Annotated in this window: 18 protein-coding genes and 6 pseudogenes; 9 read left to right on the top strand and 15 right to left on the bottom strand. The window is 69.0% G+C overall.

Going from position 1 to position 19,936, the window contains the following annotated elements; all coding sequences use genetic code 11:
- Window positions 1–85: 85 nt before the first annotated feature.
- Window positions 86–994 (bottom strand): annotated as a pseudogene (locus RV986_RS10425) (radical SAM protein); the annotation flags it as partial.
- A 333-nt stretch (window positions 995–1,327) separates the two neighbouring features.
- On the opposite strand from RV986_RS10425, the gene RV986_RS10420 reads away from it, so the two are divergent.
- A complete protein-coding gene (locus RV986_RS10420; RefSeq protein ID WP_475917110.1) occupies window positions 1,328–1,543 on the top strand; it encodes a hypothetical protein in 216 nt (71 codons plus the stop codon).
- 43 nt (window positions 1,544–1,586) lie between these two features.
- A complete protein-coding gene (locus tag RV986_RS10415; protein WP_475917109.1) occupies window positions 1,587–2,282 on the top strand; it encodes a hypothetical protein in 696 nt (231 codons plus the stop codon).
- Between the two features lie 287 nt (window positions 2,283–2,569).
- On the opposite strand, the gene RV986_RS10410 is transcribed toward RV986_RS10415, so the two are convergent.
- From RV986_RS10410 to RV986_RS10400, 3 genes are all read right to left on the bottom strand, one after another.
- Window positions 2,570–3,595: a methyltransferase gene (locus RV986_RS10410; RefSeq protein WP_329375642.1), complete on the bottom strand. Its 1,026-nt coding sequence runs from the start codon at window positions 3,593–3,595 to the stop codon at window positions 2,570–2,572.
- A gap of 414 nt (window positions 3,596–4,009) precedes the next feature.
- Window positions 4,010–4,606, bottom strand: coding sequence for an NADPH-dependent F420 reductase (locus RV986_RS10405; RefSeq protein ID WP_475917102.1), 597 nt, complete (start codon window positions 4,604–4,606; stop codon window positions 4,010–4,012).
- 40 nt (window positions 4,607–4,646) lie between these two features.
- Window positions 4,647–5,465, bottom strand: coding sequence for an inositol monophosphatase family protein (locus RV986_RS10400; protein ID WP_475917108.1), 819 nt, complete (start codon window positions 5,463–5,465; stop codon window positions 4,647–4,649).
- A 138-nt stretch (window positions 5,466–5,603) separates the two neighbouring features.
- Here RV986_RS10400 and RV986_RS10395 point away from each other — a divergent pair.
- Window positions 5,604–5,810 (top strand): annotated as a pseudogene (locus RV986_RS10395) (helix-turn-helix domain-containing protein); the annotation flags it as partial.
- A gap of 305 nt (window positions 5,811–6,115) precedes the next feature.
- Here RV986_RS10395 and RV986_RS10390 read toward each other — a convergent pair.
- The 4 genes from RV986_RS10390 to RV986_RS10375 form a co-directional block, all read right to left on the bottom strand.
- A complete protein-coding gene (locus RV986_RS10390; RefSeq protein WP_475917107.1) occupies window positions 6,116–7,015 on the bottom strand; it encodes a trimeric intracellular cation channel family protein in 900 nt (299 codons plus the stop codon).
- Between the two features lie 595 nt (window positions 7,016–7,610).
- Window positions 7,611–7,997: an acyl-CoA thioesterase gene (locus tag RV986_RS10385; RefSeq protein ID WP_382339841.1), complete on the bottom strand. Its 387-nt coding sequence runs from the start codon at window positions 7,995–7,997 to the stop codon at window positions 7,611–7,613.
- 285 nt (window positions 7,998–8,282) lie between these two features.
- On the bottom strand, window positions 8,283–9,164 hold the full coding sequence (locus tag RV986_RS10380; protein WP_475917106.1) for a hypothetical protein: 882 nt from the start codon (window positions 9,162–9,164) through the stop codon (window positions 8,283–8,285).
- A 21-nt stretch (window positions 9,165–9,185) separates the two neighbouring features.
- Window positions 9,186–10,385, bottom strand: a complete 1,200-nt coding sequence (locus tag RV986_RS10375; protein WP_475917105.1) for a cytochrome P450 — start codon at window positions 10,383–10,385, stop codon at window positions 9,186–9,188.
- 101 nt (window positions 10,386–10,486) lie between these two features.
- Here RV986_RS10375 and RV986_RS10370 point away from each other — a divergent pair, with 101 nt between their 5' ends.
- Together RV986_RS10370 and RV986_RS10365 are read left to right on the top strand one after the other, a co-directional pair.
- Window positions 10,487–11,140 carry a TetR/AcrR family transcriptional regulator gene (locus RV986_RS10370; RefSeq protein ID WP_475917104.1) on the top strand — a complete coding sequence of 218 codons (654 nt, stop codon included), beginning with the start codon at window positions 10,487–10,489 and terminating at the stop codon, window positions 11,138–11,140.
- Between the two features lie 37 nt (window positions 11,141–11,177).
- Window positions 11,178–11,309, top strand: a pseudogene (locus tag RV986_RS10365) (aminoglycoside phosphotransferase); the annotation flags it as partial.
- A gap of 102 nt (window positions 11,310–11,411) precedes the next feature.
- On the opposite strand, the pseudogene RV986_RS10360 reads toward RV986_RS10365, so the two are convergent.
- Window positions 11,412–12,546 (bottom strand): annotated as a pseudogene (locus RV986_RS10360) (FAD-dependent oxidoreductase).
- A 112-nt stretch (window positions 12,547–12,658) separates the two neighbouring features.
- Here RV986_RS10360 and RV986_RS10355 point away from each other — a divergent pair.
- Window positions 12,659–13,387: a TetR/AcrR family transcriptional regulator gene (locus RV986_RS10355; protein ID WP_475917103.1), complete on the top strand. Its 729-nt coding sequence runs from the start codon at window positions 12,659–12,661 to the stop codon at window positions 13,385–13,387.
- 283 nt (window positions 13,388–13,670) lie between these two features.
- On the opposite strand, the gene RV986_RS10350 is transcribed toward RV986_RS10355, so the two are convergent.
- From RV986_RS10350 to RV986_RS10330, 5 genes and pseudogenes are all read right to left on the bottom strand, one after another.
- The gene (locus tag RV986_RS10350) at window positions 13,671–14,267 is read right to left on the bottom strand and encodes an NADPH-dependent F420 reductase (protein WP_475917102.1); all 597 of its coding nucleotides are present in this window, start codon (window positions 14,265–14,267) and stop codon (window positions 13,671–13,673) included.
- Window positions 14,268–14,307: 40 nt separating this feature from the next.
- Window positions 14,308–15,129, bottom strand: coding sequence for an inositol monophosphatase family protein (locus RV986_RS10345; RefSeq protein ID WP_475917101.1), 822 nt, complete (start codon window positions 15,127–15,129; stop codon window positions 14,308–14,310).
- Between the two features lie 492 nt (window positions 15,130–15,621).
- Complete coding sequence (locus tag RV986_RS10340; protein ID WP_475917100.1) at window positions 15,622–16,080, bottom strand: hypothetical protein; 459 nt, start codon at window positions 16,078–16,080, stop codon at window positions 15,622–15,624.
- A gap of 232 nt (window positions 16,081–16,312) precedes the next feature.
- A pseudogene (locus RV986_RS10335) lies at window positions 16,313–16,417 on the bottom strand (CGNR zinc finger domain-containing protein); the annotation flags it as partial.
- 83 nt (window positions 16,418–16,500) lie between these two features.
- Window positions 16,501–17,118, bottom strand: a complete 618-nt coding sequence (locus RV986_RS10330; protein ID WP_329375638.1) for a helix-turn-helix domain-containing protein — start codon at window positions 17,116–17,118, stop codon at window positions 16,501–16,503.
- 47 nt (window positions 17,119–17,165) lie between these two features.
- Here RV986_RS10330 and RV986_RS10325 point away from each other — a divergent pair, with 47 nt between their 5' ends.
- Complete coding sequence (locus RV986_RS10325) at window positions 17,166–18,023, top strand: class I SAM-dependent methyltransferase (RefSeq protein ID WP_329375637.1); 858 nt, start codon at window positions 17,166–17,168, stop codon at window positions 18,021–18,023.
- Window positions 18,024–18,032: 9 nt separating this feature from the next.
- On the opposite strand, the pseudogene RV986_RS10320 reads toward RV986_RS10325, so the two are convergent.
- A pseudogene (locus RV986_RS10320) lies at window positions 18,033–18,248 on the bottom strand (transposase family protein); the annotation flags it as partial.
- A gap of 309 nt (window positions 18,249–18,557) precedes the next feature.
- Between RV986_RS10320 and RV986_RS10315 the strand changes: the two are divergent.
- Both RV986_RS10315 and RV986_RS10310 read left to right on the top strand, forming a co-directional pair.
- Window positions 18,558–18,899 (top strand): PadR family transcriptional regulator, encoded by a 342-nt coding sequence (locus tag RV986_RS10315; protein WP_329375636.1) that lies wholly within the window; start codon window positions 18,558–18,560, stop codon window positions 18,897–18,899.
- The gene (locus RV986_RS10310; RefSeq protein ID WP_329375635.1) at window positions 18,896–19,852 is read left to right on the top strand and encodes a hypothetical protein; all 957 of its coding nucleotides are present in this window, start codon (window positions 18,896–18,898) and stop codon (window positions 19,850–19,852) included. Before RV986_RS10315 ends, RV986_RS10310 begins: the two co-directional genes overlap by 4 nt.
- Window positions 19,853–19,936 lie beyond the last annotated feature (84 nt).

Here is a 19,936-nt window from a genome sequence, read left to right as displayed (position 1 = left end):
GTATCGTCCCGGAAAGGGGCCCCGGAAGAACGCGTTCTGGCAGGACTCGACCCGATTGACCGGAGGATCCGCTCGGATGCCGTGGTCAGAGCAGCGTGAGCTGCGTCGGCTCCGGGACCGCCGGCTCGGCTTCGGCGGGCGCGCCGATCCTGCGGGGCATGCCCGCGCGCGTGGGACCGATGCCGTACTCCTGGGCCAGCTCGTGGACCTGACGGGTGATCCGGCGCTGGTACCACTTCGGGGCGTACGCGCCCTCCGCGTACAGCCGCTCGTAACGCCGGACGAGATACGGGTGGTGGTGCTCCAGCCAGGCCATGAACCACTCCCGGGCGCCCGGCCGCAGATGCAGCACCAGCGGGGTCACCGAGGTCGCCCCGGAGACGGCGATCGCCCTGACGGTGGCGCGCAGTTGGGCCGGGCTGTCGCCCAGGAAGGGGATCACGGGGGCCATCAGGACCCCGCAGCCGATGCCGTGGTCCGTCAGGGTACGCACGACGTCCAGGCGGCGCTCGGGGGCCGGGGTGCCCGGCTCGACGGTGCGCCACAGCTCGGGGTCGGTGAAGCCCACGGAGACCGAGATCCCCACGTCGGTGACCTCGGAGGCCTGCTTCAGCAGATCGAGGTCGCGCAGGATCAGGGTGCCCTTCGTCAGGATCGAGAAGGGGTTCGCGTGGTCGCGCAGGGCCGCGATGATGCCCGGCATCAGCCGGTAGCGGCCCTCGGCCCGCTGGTAGCAGTCGACGTTGGTGCCCATGGCGATGTGTTCGCCCTGCCAGCGGCGTGAACCGAGCTGGCGGCGCAGCAGCTCCGGCGCGTTGACCTTCACCACGATCTGGGAGTCGAAGTCGAGTCCCGTGTCGAGGTCCAGATAGCTGTGGGTCTTGCGCGCGAAACAGTAGACGCAGGTACTGCTTCTCCCGCGGTGTCTTCTCGTGCCTGACGCGGGAGGCATGAGGCAGGGTCGTTTCAAAGTCCTGTTTGCGGGTGATCGTGCAGGTCAGGCGATGCCGCGTAGGTCGAGCGGCCTGTTGAAGGGGTCGTGGCCGCCGCGGTCCGGGCTTTAGGCCTGAGCTGGGAGTGCTTCACGTCGAGGTGCAGCTGACGGCGAGCGGTCCCCGCGTGATCGAGGTCAACGGTCGGCCGGCGGGGGACCTCGTACCACTCCTCGTCGAGCGGGCCACCGGCATCAACATCCCCCAGGCCCTGGCCACCCTCGCCACCGGCGAGACGCCCGACCTGAAGGCTGTCCCGCGCGGCAGCTGCCGCGATCGGTTTCCTCTACCCCCGGCACACGGGCCACATCCAGCGCCTCGATGTGCGCGGCTCCGTGCACGACCAACTGTGGCTGGAATGGCTGGTGTGGACACGGGGCGTCGGCGAACAGGTCAGCGCCCCGCCACGGGCCAGCATCGACGACAGCCTCGCCCACTGGGTCGTCACCGGCTCCACGATCGCCACGTGCGCCCGCCGCCTGGACCTGGTCGCCGACCACCTCACGGTTCATATCGCCAGCCCCGCGCACACCACGAGCTGCACACGATGATCCCTACCGTGCCCCTGTACCAGTCTCCCCAGGAGGGGATTTGATGGCCACCGGCGACGCCGATGGTGCGGCAACGGTTCCGCGTACGGCGGCGGCGGTCGCGGTCATCGCCCCGCACGCCGGCTCCCGGTTCCCCGACGCGCTGAGGCGCCGGGCACGGGAGGCCGTCGCGGTCACCCTCGCTCCCGGCACAAGGCCCCCCGCCTACAGGGACGTTGGGACCGGCGAGGCGTTTACGGACGTCATCGCGTACACCGGCGACCTGCCCCGCACCGTCGAGAAGCTGCTCACGGCCGGCGCGGATGCGGTGATGGCCGCGAGCCCGGTCGGCGTGGAGCTGGCCGAGCGGATCGCCTGGCAACTCCGCCTCCCCGGCAGCGGCAACCCTGCCTCGGCCCGTGTGCGCACCGACCACGGCATACAAGCAGAAATCCTGTCCCGGGCCGGAATCGCCGCGCCCCGCACGCTGCGTACCACCCTCCTCGCCGAGGCTCTGGCCTGGGCCGACGCCTGTCGGCCGGCCGCTTGTCGGCTGGCCACTGCCACGATCGGTGTGCCCGGGCAGTCCGTCCTGTGCTCCACCCGCAGGAGATCGCGACTGCCTGGCTGCGGATCCAGGAGGCCGCCTACCGCCACAGCGCCGATGCCGCCCTCGTCGTGCAGGAACGCGTGGAGGGGCGCCAGTACCTGGTCAACAGCATCACCCGGCCCGGTCCGGACGGCCCCAGCCACACGGTGACCGGCATCTGGGCCCACGCCCACACCCCGACAGGAGTCCTTGACCGAACCGACCTCCTGCACCGGCAGGACCTGCTGGCCCGCCGGCTGACCCTCTACACGCGCCGCGTTCTCCACACCCTGGGAGTGACCTCAGGGCCGACTCAGGCGCACATGGCGTTCGATCCTGAGCGCGGCCCGGTCCTGCTGTCCGGGACCGTCGTCACTGACCGGTCGCACGCCGATGAAACTGTCTGGACGATCACCGGCCACGACCCGATCGACGCAGCCCTTCAGATGAACGCTCCCTTAGAGGGCGTCGGCTTCGATCAGGTAGTAGGGCGAGCGGAGGGGAACCGCTTGTGTCCGGCGCAGTCCGGCGGCGGTGAGCAAGGTGTCGAACTGGGGGAGGTCCCGCTCCTGTCCTGTGGTGGCGAAGAGCATCGCCATGTCCATGAGTGCGGCAGCGGAACTCGCGCCGCTGTCGCTGACGAGCATCTCGATGATGAAGAGCCGGGCACCGGGACGCATGGCACTGCGGATGTTCGACAGGATCGAGCGGCATGACGTGTCGTCCCAGTCGTGCAGCACGTGCTTGAGGAGATAGATGTCGGAAGCGGGCACGGCCTCGAAGAAGTCGCCGGCGACGCCTGTGATGCGGCCTCCCAGTCCGCGTTTGCGTGCTTCGTCTTCCACGGTCGCCGCGACGTGGGCGAGTTCCAGGACCGAGCCGGTCAGTTGCGGATTCCGTTGCACCAACTCGCTCACGAAAGCGCCGTGCGCGCCGCCGACGTCGATGACGGTTTGTGCCGTGCCGACGTCGATGACGGCTGCGGCCTCGCGAATCACAGGTGCCGAGAGATCGGTCATCGCGGCACTGAACTTGCGCGCCTCCTCGGGGTTCTTGCCGAGGTACTCGAAGACATTCGACCCCAGCGCCTGAGCTGCCTGGTGGGAGCCCGCAGCCACCGCTTCGGGCAGGAGAACCGCGGGAAGCCAGAACGCGGGTCCGATGGCGGCTTGCGCGTAGTGCTTGAGGGAGGTGGGGGAATCAGCGTGCAGCACAGCGAGCATCGAGGTCGACGTGAAGGTCCCCTGGCCGGCGTCGTAGGAGAGTAGGCCCAGGGCTGCACCCGTCCGCAGCACCCGGTAGGTCATGTCCGGGTCGCTCGACTCCCTCAGGGCTATGTCGTGAGCGGAAAGCGGACCCCTGTCCAGGTGTTCGGCCACCGACAGGGAGGCGATCGCTCTGACGGCCTGGCTTCCCCATGCGGCCATGATCAGGTGATAGACCTGGGAAAAGTGGTCCTGCTCAGGCGTTCCGTGCTCTGGCATGCGTTGACTCCTCATCGATGTCGTCAAGTCCTCCCCGTGCCTTGCCGCGGGCCCGGCACGCTCGAGCCTTCGCTGCTGTCGCTCGTCGGCCGGTATCGCGGCTCGGGGTTCTTTCGTGTTCTGGTGGGCCGCGCAGTGAGCTGGTCCGCTCACGGCCCGCGTCCTGGCCATGCCCTGAAACGCTCACGTCCGGGAAGTAATCAGACTCGGTCCAGGCGGGCTGCCAGCCCAGGTCGCCGAGAAGGCCGGCGTGCCTGCGTGTCGTGCAGTCGGTCAGTGCACTCCGTGATCGTGCTGTCCAGTGCTCGAGCTTCGCGGATCGCCATCGCCCGTTCGGCAACATCCTGGTGTCGGCGGTTGAGCGCGAGCGCGTTTGGACCTGCCCCCCGCGGCGGCCTGAGTTGCCTCAGGCTTTCAGCGGGTGATCGAGACGGCGAAGGGTGTGAAGCCGCTGGACCGGATCACGTGGGGGACGAACAGGATCGCGGCCTCCGTGGCGCGGGCGGTTTCGATACCGCCGAGGTCGGTGATCCACTCCTGCTGCCAGCCGAGGTCGGAGAGAAGTCCCCGTACGACCTGTTTGGCCTCCGGGTCCGCGGCGGAGAGGAAGACGGTCGGCGTCTGGGTGAGCGTGGCGGGCGCGGTCATCACCGGGAAGAGCATGGTGTTGAGTGTCTTGACGACGCGCGTTTCGGGGAGGGCTTCCTGGAGTTGCTCGGCGAGGCTTGAGCCGGGGTAGATCAGGTCGGCGGGCAGTCCGTCCGGTCCGTCGACGGTGGCGTTGGAGACGTCGATGAGGATCTTGCCCTGCAGTTCCTCGCGCAGGGCGACGAGCGTCTCCAGCGAGCCGGCGCCCGGGGTGGCGTTGATGACGATCTGGGCTGTCCGGGCGGCGTCGGCGGCGGCGCCCGGCGCGCGGTCCACTGCCGTCACCTCGTGTCCTGCCCGGGTGAGGGCTGCGGCCAGGTTGCCGCCGACGCGGCCGTTTCCGAGAACTGCGATCGTGGTCATGTTGATCAGGTTCTTTCGTGTGTGCGGTTGTGGTGTGTGGTCAGCGGGAGAGCGTGGTGACGGCCTGGGCGTGGACGCCGGGCGCGGCGGCCAGGAAGCTCTCGCTCTGCGGGGTCCAGGGGCGGCCCTGGGCGTCGGAGATCTGTCCGCCGGCCTCGGTGACGAGCAGCGCCCCGGGCAGCAGGTCCGCGCGGGCCCCGGCGAACTGCCAGAAGGCGTCGAGCCGGCCGGCGGCCACGTTCACCAGGTGCAGGGTCGCGGGTACGGAGGTGCGCACGACGAGCGTGTCGAAGAGCATCGCGGTGATCGAGGACCCGATGCGGCGCACGACCTCATCGTTCTCGTCCGGCCGGGCCTGGCTGGTGGCCACGAGCCCCAGGCCCAGGTCCGTGGTCGGCGAGACGCGTAGCGGGCGGCCATCGAGGTGGGCGCCCCCGCCGGCGACCGCGGTGTACGTCTCCCCGGTCAGCGGCACATGGACCACGGTGAGCACCGGCTGGTTGTCGCGTACGAGGGTGGCGGTCACCGCCCACTCCGGCAGGGCGTGCAGGTGGTTGACGTTGCCCTCGGCCGGATCCACGACCCACCACTCGCCGGACGGCAGCGCCCCGCCGGCGAGCTCGTCCTCCACGAAACGGGCATCCGGGCGAAGGCGCGTGAGGGCGGGGCGCAGGATGTCGAGGGCCGTGTCGTCGTTGGCGGCGAGCGCGCTCATCAGCTCCTCGCGGGTCTGGTAGCGGACCACCTCGCCGAAGCGCTCGCGCAGCGCCGAACCGGCCGCGCGCACGGCGTTCGCGGTCTGGTCGAGCAGGTCGGCGTCGGAGGCGGCGACGTCAGTGGTCTGAAGCGTTTCGGACATGGTGGTACTCCCGTCTGAGAGGGGGATGGTGAGGCCGGTCTGGCCGAAATATGCGGTCCGTCCTGCGCGTTCGTCTCAACGGTAGGCAGCCCGGTTATTAACTTCAAATGCATGTCAAGCACGGCTAGGATTACTCGCGTGCAATTGGATTTGAATCTGCTCGCCGCGCTCGACGCGCTGCTGGAGGAGGGAAGTGTGGCCGGGGCGGCCGCGCGCCTGCACGTCACTCCCCCCGCGATGAGCCCGAGTCTGGGCCGAATCCGGCGCACGACCGGGGATCAGATCCTGGTGCGCACCGGCCGCACGATGACCCCGACGCCGTACGCGATCGCCGTCCGGGAGGAACACCTGAAGGCCGCTCGCTCCAACCTGCGCTTCCAAGACCGCCGCGTCGCCGGCCTGGAGGTCAAACTCGTCGATCCGACCGCGATCACTGGACCTCGACGTTCCACTTCGTCCGAACCTGGCCTGGCCACCGGACCCGGCGGCCAGGCCGTGTCGGCGAACGACCGGTTCGCGGCACGAGAGTGCCTTCGGCGGTCGCGTGCTCAGCGGTATGACAGGACGTTTCTGATCGGCTGGCCAGCGACGATCTCTCTTGCCTGCGGCTTGATCGACTTGTGTTCTGGAATGGTGATCGACTTTGGTCTTCACGCGTTCGCACCGCCGTCCGGCAGCGCGCGGTGGGGTTGGACTCGATGCGCTGTGTCGGGGAGCGGTGCCGCCTGGCTCGTGCCGGTTGACGACGGGTCGATCGCCCTCAGTTGCATCGTCTCGGCGACCGGCGGCGGCGGGAGCTGTTGGGGAGGCGGGCTCGGCTGGACGCTGAGGGCTCTGAGGCGGACGGTGTCCGCGAAGGCGTTGTGGGAAGGCGGCGTGAGCAGGGCGTCGGTGTGTGGGAGCGGTGGCGGCTGGGTGGGTACGGTCTGCCAGGTGGTCGAACGGCGTGGACGCCATCGGAAGTGAAGTGCCATCAGGCGGAACGTGAAGGCGGCGAGCGCGGCGACAGTGGCTGTGACAAGGTTCAGGGCTCCCGCCGTGTGCAGCGCGGCGGCCGTTCCCGCGCCGGTGATGGAGGGCATGGCGTACCGGTCGCTGTCCCAGCGCAGCATGGAGGGCAGTTCTCGCGCTACCGCGCTGGCGAGGATGCCGCCGCCCATGGCGGTGATCACGCCGAGTGCGGCTGAGGGGACGGCGTCCATGCCGTGCTGGAGTCCTTTGATCGTGCCGGTGACGCTGAACAGGCCGAGACCGACTGTGTCCAGGACGTCGAAGAGGTAGGGCGGGCGGGCAAGGGGCCTGCTGATGTAGACGATCAGTGCCGCGGCGACCGGTGCGATGGGGTAGCCGGGGTCGGTGAACGCGATGGACGGGACGTCGAGTACGAGATCCCTCAGCAGGCCGCCGCCGAGCCCGGCGGCTTCGGCGAGGACGACCGTTCCGAAGAAGTTGAAGTCCTTGCGTACGCCGAGAAGGCCGCCCGACAGCGCGAAGCCGAAGATGCCGAGCAGATCGAGTAAGTACTGTGCCGTGGCGGTCAGTTCGGGCATGACGAGAGGTGCTCATTTCGCTAGGGCGGGGGAGTTCGGCCGCGTCACTGCTGTCGGCGGCATTCGGATCGTCGGTGGATGCTGACTCAGCCTTCGCGGTGATCAGGATGGATCCGCCGGCCTGACGCTCGGTCCTGGTGCTCAAGGAAATGTCGTGGGCGCCGCAGGTCTGCCCGGCCTGGGCACGCTCGCCATTGCCGGTGTCGGCACCGGAGCCGACGCCGTCCTTGGTCTCCGGTGGTCGGATCGGAAACGGCCGGGCCGCCGGCCGGATTCGAGGAGGAGACCTTGGGCGGCGCGGCGTCCTTGTCTGTTCCCTGACAGGCGGTCATCAGCGTGACGCTTGCCGCGAGCGAGACGGAAATGAGCAACGCTCTTCGGCAGGCGCTGTTCATCACGTTCAATTCTCCCCGGACATAAGGCCGTTGAGTCGGTGGAGCTTCCTGGTTTCACAGTCGGCCGGTCGGGCGTCCCCGGCCTTGTCGCCGGGGACGCCCGACGGCGGTCCGCGCGGGCATGCGCCGGGTCGCCGCCCCTGGTGATCCAAGCGCGCAGCCACCGGCGTTCCTGACAACGGAGTAGCCAAGCCCATGGTTCAGCCCGCCGCGTTGGACGCAGTGGCGTCCGCGGGGGACGTTCCGAACAGCGTGTTGGCGAGGTCACGGGTGGCGTCGGCCCAGGGCGCGGATCCGAGCGAGGCCATGTCCACGTTGACCTCGGCGCGGCTGCCCTCGGCGTGGACCGTTTCCCCGTCCTCGGAGAGCACGCGGAACGCGTAGACCATGCTGCTCTTCCCGAGGTGCTGCAGCCGGAAGCACACGTTGACACGGACGACCCCGCGAACCGGGCTGCGGTACCGGAAGGTCTGCTCGCGCACGGCGTGCATCACGTCCGGATGTGTCGGCACACCCTCGACGAACGAATACCCCGCCCGTGCCCAGATCCGCACCTGAAGGCCGCTCGCTCCAACCTGCGCTTCCAAGACCGCCGCGTCGCCGGCCTGGAGGTCAAACTCGTCGATCCGACCGCGATCACTGGACCTCGACGTTCCACTTCGTCCGAACCTGGCCTGGCCACCGGACCCGGCGGCCAGGCCGTGTCGGCGAACGACCGGTTCGCGGCACGAGAGTGCGTTCGGCGGTCGCGTGCTCAGGGGTATGACAGGACAACTCTGATCGGCTGGCCAGCGACGATCTCTCTTGCCTGCGGCTTGATCGACTTGTGTTCTGGAATGGTGAGCGCGTACCGGTCATCAGCGACGGCGAATTCACGAGCTGATCCCTTGGCGGGACCAGGCGAGTGCGGTGGCGGAAAGCTTGCCGCGTGGTGCGGCGGCGTCCGCGGTCCCCAGGCATTGTCCGCCGTCGAACAGTCCCAGTTCGTAGTGCACGGTGTGCTCGTCGTGTCCGCTGACGGCGATCCCGATGTCGTAGGAGCGAGGGTGAAGGACTTCGCCGAGGTAGGTCACGCGGTAGCGCCAAGGGAGGTATCGGGGGAGCTTCCTGGCAGCGTCGTCTCCCAGCAGACGGTGTGCGTAAGACGCGATCGCCTCGTCGTACCAGCCCAGTTGGGCGATGTAGTTGACGTGCTGGTTGAGGTCGACGTCCCCGACGCGGCTGTGGACGGTGGCAGCGGCCAGGTAGTACTGCCGCTCGCGGCGACGCGGGTCGGGTTTCGACGCGACTGCTGCACTGGTTTGCGGCAGTTGCAGCTCCTCAAGATCGGCGCGCAATTCGTCCCGCAAGGTGATCGGCCCGGACTCGTCGGCGAGGACGATGGTGGCCTCAGCCGTGGCGACGAGGTGCCCGTCGACGAACATGCCTTGACCGTAGGTGTACGAGGTCCGTCCGATCGTGCGGATACCAGTGCCGATCCGGACGGTCGCGCCGACCTTGCCGAACGCCGTCTGCCGTTCGACACGCTGGCCGACAAACAGGATCCGGTACGGCTTGAACCCGCCGTCAGCCGTGAGCTTGTCGAAGCGCGAGAAGCGCAGACCAACCCGGGGATGCTCGAACAGACGCGACAATGCCACCGTGCTTGTCGTGCCGTCCGGTGAGAGGTCGCCGAACCGTTGCACCACCTGCTGGTGGTCAGGAAAGTCGTCCTCGGCCAGTAGCGCGGCGTTGGACTGTTCGTCGATGGTCAACGGTTGTTCCTTTGAGGATGGTCACCAGGTTATGGGCAGGGATCGCAGACCGTAGATCAGTGCACGGTGCTTGAAGGCGGGTCTGGCGGCGGGGTCGGCGAGGCGCAACCCGGGGAACCGCTGCAGCAATGCCGGAAGCGCCAGCTGTAGTTCGAGGCGAGCCAAAGTCGCGCCGAGGCAGTGGTGGATGCCGTGGCCGAAGGCAACATGCGGACAACGGCCACGGGTGACGTCAAGGTCGTCTCCGCCATCCAGCAGCGCCGGATCGCGGTTCGCCGCGGGCAGCGAGGTAACCACGTGTTCGCCACGCCGGACCAGGTGCCCGCCGATGGTGGTGTCCTCGACAGCTACCCGCACGAAGCCGGCGTGCAGGACCGAGGTGAAGCGCAGCAACTCCTCCACCGCGTCTTCGACCGCGCTCGGATCGTCGCGCACCAGCGCGAGCTGGTCGGGGTGGCGCAGCAATGCGAGCGTTCCGAGTGAGATCACGTTCGCAGTGGTCTCGTGGCCGGCGATCAGCAGCAGGTCCGCCAGGCCGACCAGCTCTTCGTCGGAAAGCGCGCCCGTGCCGTGCTCGCGGATCAAGAGACTCAACAGGTCGTCCCCTGGCTTTTCCCGATGCCGTGCCACCAGGGTGTGCATGTAAGCGTCAGCTTCGGCGTCCAACCGCAGCCGTTCCTGCGGGGACATGGTCGTGTCGAAGAACCGGTTGCTGCGCGCACCGAACTCGGCCCGGTCGGCGAACGGCACCCCGAGCAACTCGCAGATCACCAGTGAAGGCACCGGTAACGCGAACGCGGAAACCAGATCGACCGGCGGACCGGCGGCCTCCATCGCGTCCAGGTGCTCGTCGACGATCTCCTGGATCCGCGGGCCCAGCGCCTGGGCCCGCCGGACCGTGAACGTCGCCGTCAGCAGCCGCCGCAGACGGGTGTGCTCGGGTGGATCCAGCATCAGCAGCCGCCCGGCACGGCGTTGCTTCATCTCTTCGTCGTCCACGCCCTCGGCTGCCAAGCCGGGTGACGGGCCGATCGCGTCGAGTCGGAGCCGTTCGGCATCACTGTGCACGGCCCGGACATCGTCGTAGCGGCTGAAGAGGGTGGCCTCGTGCCCCAGCGGCGATCGCACCCGGTAGACCTCGCCGGAGTCACGCCGGCTCCGCACGCCCGGGGCGATGTCGAACCCGTTCCGCAGGGTGACCAGCTCGTGCAGGTCTGTCATGGCCTCATTGAACCTTATGCACGCACTGCGCGCAACACCGCGTTCAACGCCGCTCTCGTCATTTTGGTGGAGCGCCCGCACCGCTCGACTAAGCTGTCGCCATGCGTCAGCGGTGGAGTAGGCAGACCATCTTGGACACTGCCGTGGAGCTGATTTCCGGCTCCGAGAAGGACGAGTTGTTCAGCATGCGCAAGCTGGCCGCCGAGCTGGGTACCGACTCCTCCAGCCTGTACCGCCACTTCCGCAACCGCACCGAGCTGATGCTCGCGATCGTGGACCATGTGCTCGTCCAGGCCATGCACGGCTACCGGCGGCAGGGGACCTGGCGTGCGCGGCTCGTCGACCTGATCCTGCGCTCATGGGATGCGTACGCCGCGCTGCCGCAACTGGCAAAGGACGCCAGCCACTATCCGGGCACCGGGCCCGGCAGCCAGCTGGTGATCGAGGAGACCCTGCAGGCCCTCAGCGACGCCGGAGTGCCCGAGGAACTCATCCCCGAGTGGTACCACCGGCTGGTGACCTTGTCCGTGTCCCTGATCTCCGCGCACGCGGCCAGCCAATCCTCCAGCCTGACCGAGCAAAAGCGGAGACTGGAATCCTTCCGAGTGATCACTCTCGGCGCCGACCCGGCAGACTTTCCCGCGCTGGTTCACTACGCTCGCCGCATCGAACCCATCGGTTTCACCCGCGACAGCTTCCTCGCCACAGTGGAGCTGGCGCTGGACGCGGTGCCTGCACGCCAAGAACGAACCTGAACCTAGCGCTACAGCCCAGAAGGCCAGTGCTGAACCTCGCGGCTGGGCGGTGCTGCGCGCTCTGAGCGGCATCCTCATCGGGGAGGCCGGCGTTCACGGGCGCCCCGGCGGCAAGGCCACCTGGGGTCCACCCGCCACCGCCGCGTTGCGACGCCTCGTCGCAACGTCCGCCGGCCTGGTGAGCAGGGCCCGGCGGTCTACGTCACCGACGCGTGTCGCCCGGCGTAAGCAGACTATGGACTTAACTCCCTCTCCCCTCCGGCGATCTCGCTCACTCGGTCGACTCCTGGCCGATGAGCAGGTCGAGCAGGCTGGCGGGGGCGTTGTCGCCGAAGATGAGCTGGTGATTCTTGTCGGATTCGGCGGCGAACTGGGCACTGCGGGGAAAAAGGGCCTGCTCGTACTCCGCAAGGGCGGCTTCGACGTCGTCGGGATGTGCGGCGATGGCTGTGCCGAGTTCGGCGCCGTCGAACATGGCGAGGTTGGCGCCCTCCCCGGCGAACGGTGACATGAGGTGGGCGGCGTCGCCCAGCAGCGTCACTCCGGGAACGCGGTCCCAGCGGTGGCCGATCGGCAGGGCGCTGATCGGGCGCGGGGCGAGGGCTGTTTCCCCGTCAGTGATGAGTGCGGTGAGTTCAGGCGCCCATCCGGCGAATTCTGCCGCGACCTGGGCCGCCGCCGTTTCGGGACTGGCGAGGATGGCGGCGATCCAGTCCTGCGGCTTGTTGAGCGCGACGTAGGTGTGAAGAACGGCGTCGGCCTCTCGGTGGCCAAGGATCCCCTTGCCGGCTGTGACGGCGAACAGGGAACCGTCGCCGGCGGCCTTGGCCACTGCGGGGTGGCGCTGGTCGGCGTCGTACAGATAGGTCTCGATGAACGACGTGCCGACGTACTCGGGCTTCGCGTCGGACAGCAGCGGCCGGATCCTCGACCAAGCGCCGTCCGCGCCGACGAGGAGGCCGGTCGTCACGGTTGGCCCGTCGGCGAAAGGTCAGCTCGTGCCTGCCGTCTCCGAGGGGGCGGACACTGGTGACCTTGTGTCCCCACTGGATCATCTCGTCGGGCAGCGAGTTGATCAGGATCTGACGCAGGTCTCCGCGGAGCACCTCCGGGCGACCGCCTGTGCCGTCGTCGGGCTGGTCGAGCAGAACCGCGCCGTGCTGGTCGAGCACGCGCAGAGCCTCGCCGCCTTCGTGGATGATCGCGCGGAACTCGTCGGTGAGGCCGGCCGCTTCGAGGGCGAGCTGCCCGTTGTACTCGTGGAGGTCGAGCTGACCGCCCTGCGTGCGGGCGTCCGCCGATATCTCGGCTTCGTAGATGGTCGCGGGGGTGCCGTGCAGGTGCAGGACCCGTGCGAGGGTCAGGCCGCCGAGTCCGGCGCCGACGATCGTGACGGGAGTGGGCATGGTGGTTTCCCTTTCGCATGGACACCGCTCTACTGCGATACGGTGTTCGCAGTACCGGCCGCCACGATAACACTACTGCGAACAGTGAGCGCAGTAGTGGGGAGGGAAACCGATGGATGACGCTCACACGGTGATCTGGAACCGGCCGGAGCGGGCTGCGAAAGGCCCCGCGCCGTCACGCACGCGGGCGGAGATCACCAGCGCTGCTATCGCGATCGCCGACGCCGAGGGCATCGAGGCACTGTCCATGCGGCGCGTCGCCAAGGAACTGGGAACGGGCACGGCCTCGCTCTACCGCTACCTGGCGTCCAAGGACGACCTGCTTGACCTCATGCTCGATGCCGTAGCGGCCGAAGACGGCGGCCCGCCTGCCCCTACCGGCGACTGGCGCGGCGACCTGCGAGGCCTGGCCCATCGTTCCCGGGCCGCCTTCCACCGGCATCCCTGGATGGCCTCCCTCGCAGCAGGGCGCCCATCGCTTGGACCGAACTCCCTCGATGCCATCGAACACGCACTCGCCGCCCTCGATCCCCTCGGCTTCGATATCGACGTCATGATCACCGTCGTCGACACGCTGCAGGCCTTCGTCCGCGGCTACGCCATCGGCGAGCTCGCCCAGCAGGAAGCCGTCCGACGCTCCGGAGTCGGCATCCAGCAATGGATGGACGCCCACGCGCCCTACCTCGACAAAGTCGTCAAGAGCGGGCGCCATCCACTCCTCGCCCGGGTCATTCGTGATGCCGAGCTTCCCCACGCGGCCGACAGCGCCGAGCGCGGGTTCGAATTGGGACTCGAACGGCTCCTCGACGGATGGGAGGCCAACCTCCCGGTCCGGTCCTGACGATCCGGCAGCGTCACCTGGCGGGTCATCGGGGAACTCCACACCCCGACGATGGCCTCCGCGCGCCCAACCCCCGACACAACGCGATTCCTAGAAGCGCCCTCTGCCCGGGCAAGATCAAGAACCGCGCCAGAACGTCGCGCCGGTCCGCTTCACCCCCATCCATGGGGCGCCCGGCCAGTAACCGGCCGATACCGAACGCGAGGGATTCGGCGGTCTCTTCCACCTGCTTGTCGAACTTCGTCTGCGCCATGCCGTGCCCCGGCGGTGCGCTGGGTGCGGGTCAGCGGGTGATCGAGACGGCGAAGGGTGTGAAGCCGCTGGACCGGATCACGTGGGGGACGAACAGGATCGCGGCCTCCGTGGCGCGGGCGGTTTCGATACCGCCGAGGTCGGTGATCCACTCCTGCTGCCAGCCGAGGTCGGAGAGAAGTCCCCGTACGACCTGTTTGGCCTCCGGGTCCGCGGCGGAGAGGAAGACGGTCGGCGTCTGGGTGAGCGTGGCGGGCGCGGTCATCACCGGGAAGAGCATGGTGTTGAGTGTCTTGACGACGCGCGTTTCGGGGAGGGCTTCCTGGAGTTGCTCGGCGAGGCTTGAGCCGGGGTAGATCAGGTCGGCGGGCAGTCCGTCCGGTCCGTCGACGGTGGCGTTGGAGACGTCGATGAGGATCTTGCCCTGCAGTTCCTCGCGCAGGGCGACGAGCGTCTCCAGCGAGCCGGCGCCCGGGGTGGCGTTGATGACGATCTGGGCTGTCCGGGCGGCGTCGGCGGCGGCGCCCGGCGCGCGGTCCACTGCCGTCACCTCGTGTCCTGCCCGGGTGAGGGCTGCGGCCAGGTTGCCGCCGACGCGGCCGTTTCCGAGAACTGCGATCGTGGTCATGTTGATCAGGTTCTTTCGTGTGTGCGGTTGTGGTGTGTGGTCAGCGGGAGAGCGTGGTGACGGCCTGGGCGTGGACGCCGGGCGCGGCGGCCAGGAAGCTCTCGCTCTGCGGGGTCCAGGGGCGGCCCTGGGCGTCGGAGATCTGTCCGCCGGCCTCGGTGACGAGCAGCGCCCCGGGCAGCAGGTCCGCGCGGGCCCCGGCGAACTGCCAGAAGGCGTCGAGCGGGCCGGCGGCCACGTTCACCAGGTGCAGGGTCGCGGGTACGGAGGTGCGCACGACGAGCGTGTCGAAGAGCATCGCGGTGATCGAGGACCCGATGCGGCGCACGACCTCATCGTTCTCGTCCGGCCGGGCCTGGCTGGTGGCCACGAGCCCCAGGCCCAGGTCCGTGGTCGGCGAGACGCGTAGCGGGCGGCCATCGAGGTGGGCGCCCCCGCCGGCGACCGCGGTGTACGTCTCCCCGGTCAGCGGCACATGGACCACGGTGAGCACCGGCTGGTTGTCGCGTACGAGGGTGGCGGTCACCGCCCACTCCGGCAGGGCGTGCAGGTGGTTGACGTTGCCCTCGGCCGGATCCACGACCCACCACTCGCCGGACGGCAGCGCCCCGCCGGCGAGCTCGTCCTCCACGAAACGGGCATCCGGGCGAAGGCGCGTGAGGGCGGGGCGCAGGATGTCGAGGGCCGTGTCGTCGTTGCCGGCGAGCGCGCTCATCAGCTCCTCCCGCGTCTCGTAGGAGACCACCTCGCCGAAACGTTCCCGCAACGCCGACCCGGCCTCGCGCACGGCGCTCACGGTCTGGCTGAGCAGGTCGGCGTCGGAGGCGGTGACACCGGCGGCCTGAAGAAGAGTTTCGGACATGGCTGTACTCCCGTGTGCAGAAGGTGAGTTGAGGCTGCCGGTCCGAGCTGTTCGCTCCGTCCCGCGCTCTGCTCTCGAAGGTATAGAGGCAGCTGATTAACTACAACTGCATGTAAAGCACTGTTGGGATGACTCCCATGCAATTGAACCTGCTGTTTCCCCGGGCGGAGCCGATGCACGCCGAGGGGGCAGATTTTGACCTCGGAACTCCACTACGAGGTTCGCGCCCAGCGCGGCGCCGACGATCCCGAGGATCGGGGGTCCACAGACCGGTTCCCGCTAGCGATCCCAGCAGCGTCCCTTCGACTGCTTCGGCGGCCGTGAACCGGGGTCCGGGCTTCGCCGTCGGTCGGGCGAGGTGCGCACCGAGGCCGATCAGCAGTCCGGTGCCGGGTACCACCACGACCGGGCCGGCGATGAACCATCCCGGCGCCGGCGTCCGGGTGAACAGGGCCCCCAGGAACCAGCCGGCCAGGCCGAGCGGCATCATGGTCAGCGCCCGGATCCACCGGTTCGCCTGGCGACTGGGCGCGCCGCGACACAGGCGCCTGCGAGCAGCAGGCCGAGTACCAGCACACCGATCAACACCCCGCCGGCGGGGACGCCGATGAGGAGAGCGGCGACGGTCGACATGCTCAACGGCACAGCGTCGAGGGCGACCGGACGCCGGTCGAACTGCGTGCGGTCGACATGACCGGCGTCGAAGAAGGTGGTCGGCAGGTGCTTGCCCGCCTCGGGCCGGCGCTCCCAGGCGTCGTGGGTGTGGCCGAGACCGGGCACCAGTTCGTTCGTCGCGTTCACCGGCGGTGCGGAGAAGTCGAGTTCGCCACCGACGAGCAGAGTCTCGACCGCGCCGGGCTGGACCGTGCGGTACTCGGCGTTGCCGGGGCTGTCCGGCCAGACGCTGTGGAAGCCGGCTGCGCCGGGCCGTCCGGCTTGTGACGCGATCACGTCTGCGCGTCACACGGGCGACGAAGCAGCCGCCCGCCCCGGATGCCGGTTCGGATCATCGGCATTCATGTCGCGGGACGCAACAACCGGCGGGCCGACGGCAGGGAGACCGGCGCCGGCCCCGCCCAGGCCCGGAGGAGCTGGACGCGTGCTCGACGCCGTCGCCCCGACGAGGCCGGCACGGTGACGCGCGCGCCGGCTCGTGGAGAAGGAACTGGGCACCCGGGAGACGTCAGCGGGTGCGTTCGTAGTGACGGCGCGCTTTTGCGCGGTTGCCGCAGACGGCCATCGAGCACCAGCGGGCACGGTTGGCGCGGCTGCGGTCGAGCAGGAACAGGAATCCCGAAGTCACGCACCCGTACCGCTGTCACGAGCGACACCGGGCGCGGCGAGCTGTGTCCAGCAACCGCTGTGCGACGGTCAGTGGATGTCGTTGGTCGGTTCGCGGGAGTCGGGCGGTTCACGCCGGGGGTGGAGGTGGGTGCGCTGTCCGTCGTGGTCGAGGATGACGAGGATCTCTGCCGGACTGCCGTGTGCCTTGACGGCGTGCGGGATCATGGTGGAGAACTCGGCGGCCTGGCCGGTCTCGACCCGTACGGCGCGTTCGCCGAGGATCAGCGTGACGGTTCCGGACAGGACGGTGAACCATTCCCTGCCGGGGTGCACTCCGAGCTGATCGATCCCCGGTCCTTGTGCCTCGTCGGTGATGCGCATCTTGGCGACGCTGACACCGGCGGGCGCGGATCCGCGGCTCAGCAGCCAGGTGGTCAGCCCACGCTGTTCGTCACGCTCGGGCCTGATCACGACATCGTCGTCGTTGACGGTTTCCACCAGATGGTCGATCGAGGTTCCCAGAGCACGTGCCAGTGAGGTCAGCTGGTCGAGGCTGATGCGCTGGCGGCCGGTCTCGATGCGGCTCAGGCCGGAGGGACTCATCAGGGCGCGCTCGGCGAGGTTGTCCAGAGACCAGCCACGTGCCCGCCGCAGACTCCGGATGCGCATGCGGACCGTGCTGTCCAAGTCACTTTCTTGCATCATACGCAAGAGGGTATGTGATTCATGCAAGGCCGCGTTACGGTCGAAGCATGAACGCGAACCCCACCGAAACCAGCGCTTTTCACACGCACCAGGACCACGCCGGAGCCGACGCGGACACGGCCGCCATGGCCGAACTCCTGGAGCTGGACGCCGAGGTCCTGCAGCCCTACCTCGTGCAGCTGACCAGCTGGCTGGGCGAGCTGTCCGACCGGGAACCCGGTCACATCGTCGATCTGGGCAGCGGGACCGGCACCGGCGCCCTCGCCCTCACCCGGCACTTCACGCAGGCCGCCGTCACGGCGTTGGATCTTTCCCCCCAGCTGCTCCACCGACTGGCGAAGAAGGCATCCGCGCTGGGCCTCGCCGACCGGGTCCGGGGCATCCAGACGGATCTGAACGAGGGCTGGCCGCATCTGGAGACCAGCGACCTGGTCTGGGCGGCCGCCTCGCTGCACCACATGGCCGAACCCGACCGCGTGCTCGCCGGAGCGTTCGACAACCTGCGGCCGGGCGGCCTGCTGGCGGTCACCGAAATGGACTTCTTCCCCCGCTTCCTGCCCGACGACATCGGCGTGGGGCGTCCCGGTCTGGAGGCCCGCGTCCACGCCGCACTGAACCCGGGTCCGTCCGTCGACTGGACCGAACACCTGGCCCGCGCGGGATTCGTCCTGGAAGCCAAGCGGCCGTTCGCCGTCGATCTGCCCGCACCGCTTCCGCCGGCCACCGGCCGCTACGCGCAGATGTGCCTGCAAAAGCTGCGCTCCCACCTCGACGGCCACCTGACCGCCGACGACATGGCCGCACTCGACGCCGTCATCGACAGCGACGGCCCCCACAGCATCCTGCGGCGCGCCGACCTCACCGTCCGGACGACTCGCACCACGTGGGCCGCCCGCCGCCCATGATCCCGGGCACGGGGTGTCGGCGGCGATCCGGTCGACGGACAGCAGGGTGCCGTCGAGGATCACGAAGCCGTGGTTCGGGCGACACGCATCGCGTCCAGTGGGCGCGAGGCGGCCAGTACTTCGACGACCTCGCGTATGCAGGTACACGTTCGCGATGCCGATGCCGAACCCGGCGACGAGCTGGGCGTAGGTGTCACCGCACCGCAGATGAGCCAGGGCGGGGAGTGTGCCGCTGGGGGGCAGGACTCAGCAAACGCTGAGTCGCCGGCCGCGCCCGGTCGGTCGGTCCGGGTGAACAAAGTCTGGTCCATGGAAGATTCAGCGGAGGCGGGTCAGGTCTGGCGGACACGGTGGGAATGACATGCCTCCCGGACCAGGTCGCGGTGGACGTCCGTCACCGCCGCGCGGGGGCGTCGAGGAGACCGACGCCGCGCCGGCCGGCCGGGAGAGGGAGACGCTCACCGCGGGCATGGAGGCGCTGACGACGATCGTCCAGGGGCATGCATACTTCGTAGCGCGATATATACTCGGTGCATGACACGGCAGAACCCGTCATTGACGGAGCCGCAATACTTCATCCTTGCTGCGCTCATGGATGGACCTTTGCACGGTTACGGCATCATCAAGGCCGCCGAGCGGGCCACCGACGGGCGGCTCAGGATCGCTGTCGGCACTCTCTACGGCGCGCTGGAGCGGTTGGAGCGGGCCGGGCTCATGATCGCCGACCATGAGGAGATCGTGGACGGGCGGGCGCGACGCTACTACCGGCTCACCGAGAACGGCACCGCGGCGCTCGCCCGGGAGGCGCTGCGGATGCAGCATGCGGCGGCTGTCGTCATCAAACGCTCGCGGGATGCCGGAGCGGCCCCGGCATGAACCGCTTGCTGCTTGCGGCCTATCCCAAGTCCTACCGTTCCCGCCAGGGAGAGGAGTTGCTGGCCTGCCTGGCCGAGGCGTATCCCGGCCGTTCCTGGCCCCCGCCGCGGGAAGTCGGCGCCTTGGCGTGTGCCGGGGTGCAGGCCCGCGCCCGTGCTGTCGTCGACGACGCGGCTCGTCCATGGTGGCTGGAGGGCATCCATCTGGCCGCCCTGGCCCTCGCCGCCCTGGCGCTGGTTCCGTACCTACAGGACGTGTGGCACTGGGCACTGCACATCGACCCCGGACAGCAAGCCATTGCGTTCCACTTCTCCGGCTGGTTTCCGTGGGCCGGAGGTCCCACGCAGATACGGCTGCTGCCCTACGGGCTGCTCCCTCTGACCTGCCTGATCGCTCTGCTGCGGGGCAAAGCGTGGATCGCGCTGCCGGCCGCGGCAGCCATGATCTGGGCCGGCACCACGGCCCACGGCCGCACCCTCTTCGGCAGCGAGGGCAAGGCGGGCTTGAGCTACTACGGGTTGGGCGCCCCGCTGACGGCTCGTGACCTGGTGCTCTCGGGGACACTGAGCGCCGCGTGTGCCGTGTTGGCGCTCTGCCGTCCCAGCCGCCTGCGCCGCCACTCCTACCGCTGGCTGGCCCCTGTCGTGCTCGCCATGTTCATGGCCGGGGGCCTGCACATCATCTCCGTCAGTCCGGCTTTCCAGCGCGGGCTATTCGTCCTCGAAGCCGCCGCGCTGCTCGGCGCGTGGGTTGCAACGGCAGCAACCGGCGACCACCGGTGGCTGATACCCGTCGCGGCGGTCGCGATCGTCCGCACGGTGGCGATCGTCGCCCAGCCGGACGCGTTCATGCAGTCCCTTCCGCACATGGTCGTTCTCCTCCTGCTGATCGCGCCCCTACCCGCCCTGGCGATCACCGCCCAGTACCGACAGGGGCAGGCACTCCCCGAATAGGAGCAGACCCCGGTGGGCCGGCCGAGCCCAGCGGTCCGCGTCGTGCCACAAGACGTTCGTGACCTGACTCCCCTCGACGAAGAA

This window comes from Streptomyces sp. RLA012, assembly GCF_056270325.1.
Note: the sequence above shows the minus strand (reverse complement) of the source record. Positions and strands in the feature narration are given on the sequence as shown.

Bases quoted from the DNA above. Each gene is read 5' to 3' on its own strand.
- RV986_RS10325 (WP_329375637.1), top strand. From the start codon at position 17,166: ATGAACGCGAACCCCACCGAAACCAGCGCTTTTCACACGCACCAGGAC.
- RV986_RS10400 (WP_475917108.1), bottom strand. From the start codon at position 5,465: ATGTCCGAAACGCTTCAGACCACTGACGTCGCCGCCTCCGACGCCGAC.
- RV986_RS10390 (WP_475917107.1), bottom strand. From the start codon at position 7,015: ATGCCCGAACTGACCGCCACGGCACAGTACTTACTCGATCTGCTCGGC.
- RV986_RS10315 (WP_329375636.1), top strand. From the start codon at position 18,558: ATGACACGGCAGAACCCGTCATTGACGGAGCCGCAATACTTCATCCTT.
- RV986_RS10345 (WP_475917101.1), bottom strand. From the start codon at position 15,129: ATGTCCGAAACTCTTCTTCAGGCCGCCGGTGTCACCGCCTCCGACGCC.
- RV986_RS10370 (WP_475917104.1), top strand. From the start codon at position 10,487: ATGCGTCAGCGGTGGAGTAGGCAGACCATCTTGGACACTGCCGTGGAG.
- RV986_RS10405 (WP_475917102.1), bottom strand. From the start codon at position 4,606: ATGACCACGATCGCAGTTCTCGGAAACGGCCGCGTCGGCGGCAACCTG.
- RV986_RS10310 (WP_329375635.1), top strand. From the start codon at position 18,896: ATGAACCGCTTGCTGCTTGCGGCCTATCCCAAGTCCTACCGTTCCCGC.
- RV986_RS10350 (WP_475917102.1), bottom strand. From the start codon at position 14,267: ATGACCACGATCGCAGTTCTCGGAAACGGCCGCGTCGGCGGCAACCTG.
- RV986_RS10375 (WP_475917105.1), bottom strand. From the start codon at position 10,385: ATGACAGACCTGCACGAGCTGGTCACCCTGCGGAACGGGTTCGACATC.
- RV986_RS10330 (WP_329375638.1), bottom strand. From the start codon at position 17,118: ATGATGCAAGAAAGTGACTTGGACAGCACGGTCCGCATGCGCATCCGG.
- RV986_RS10355 (WP_475917103.1), top strand. From the start codon at position 12,659: ATGGATGACGCTCACACGGTGATCTGGAACCGGCCGGAGCGGGCTGCG.
- RV986_RS10410 (WP_329375642.1), bottom strand. From the start codon at position 3,595: ATGCCAGAGCACGGAACGCCTGAGCAGGACCACTTTTCCCAGGTCTAT.
- RV986_RS10415 (WP_475917109.1), top strand. From the start codon at position 1,587: ATGGCCACCGGCGACGCCGATGGTGCGGCAACGGTTCCGCGTACGGCG.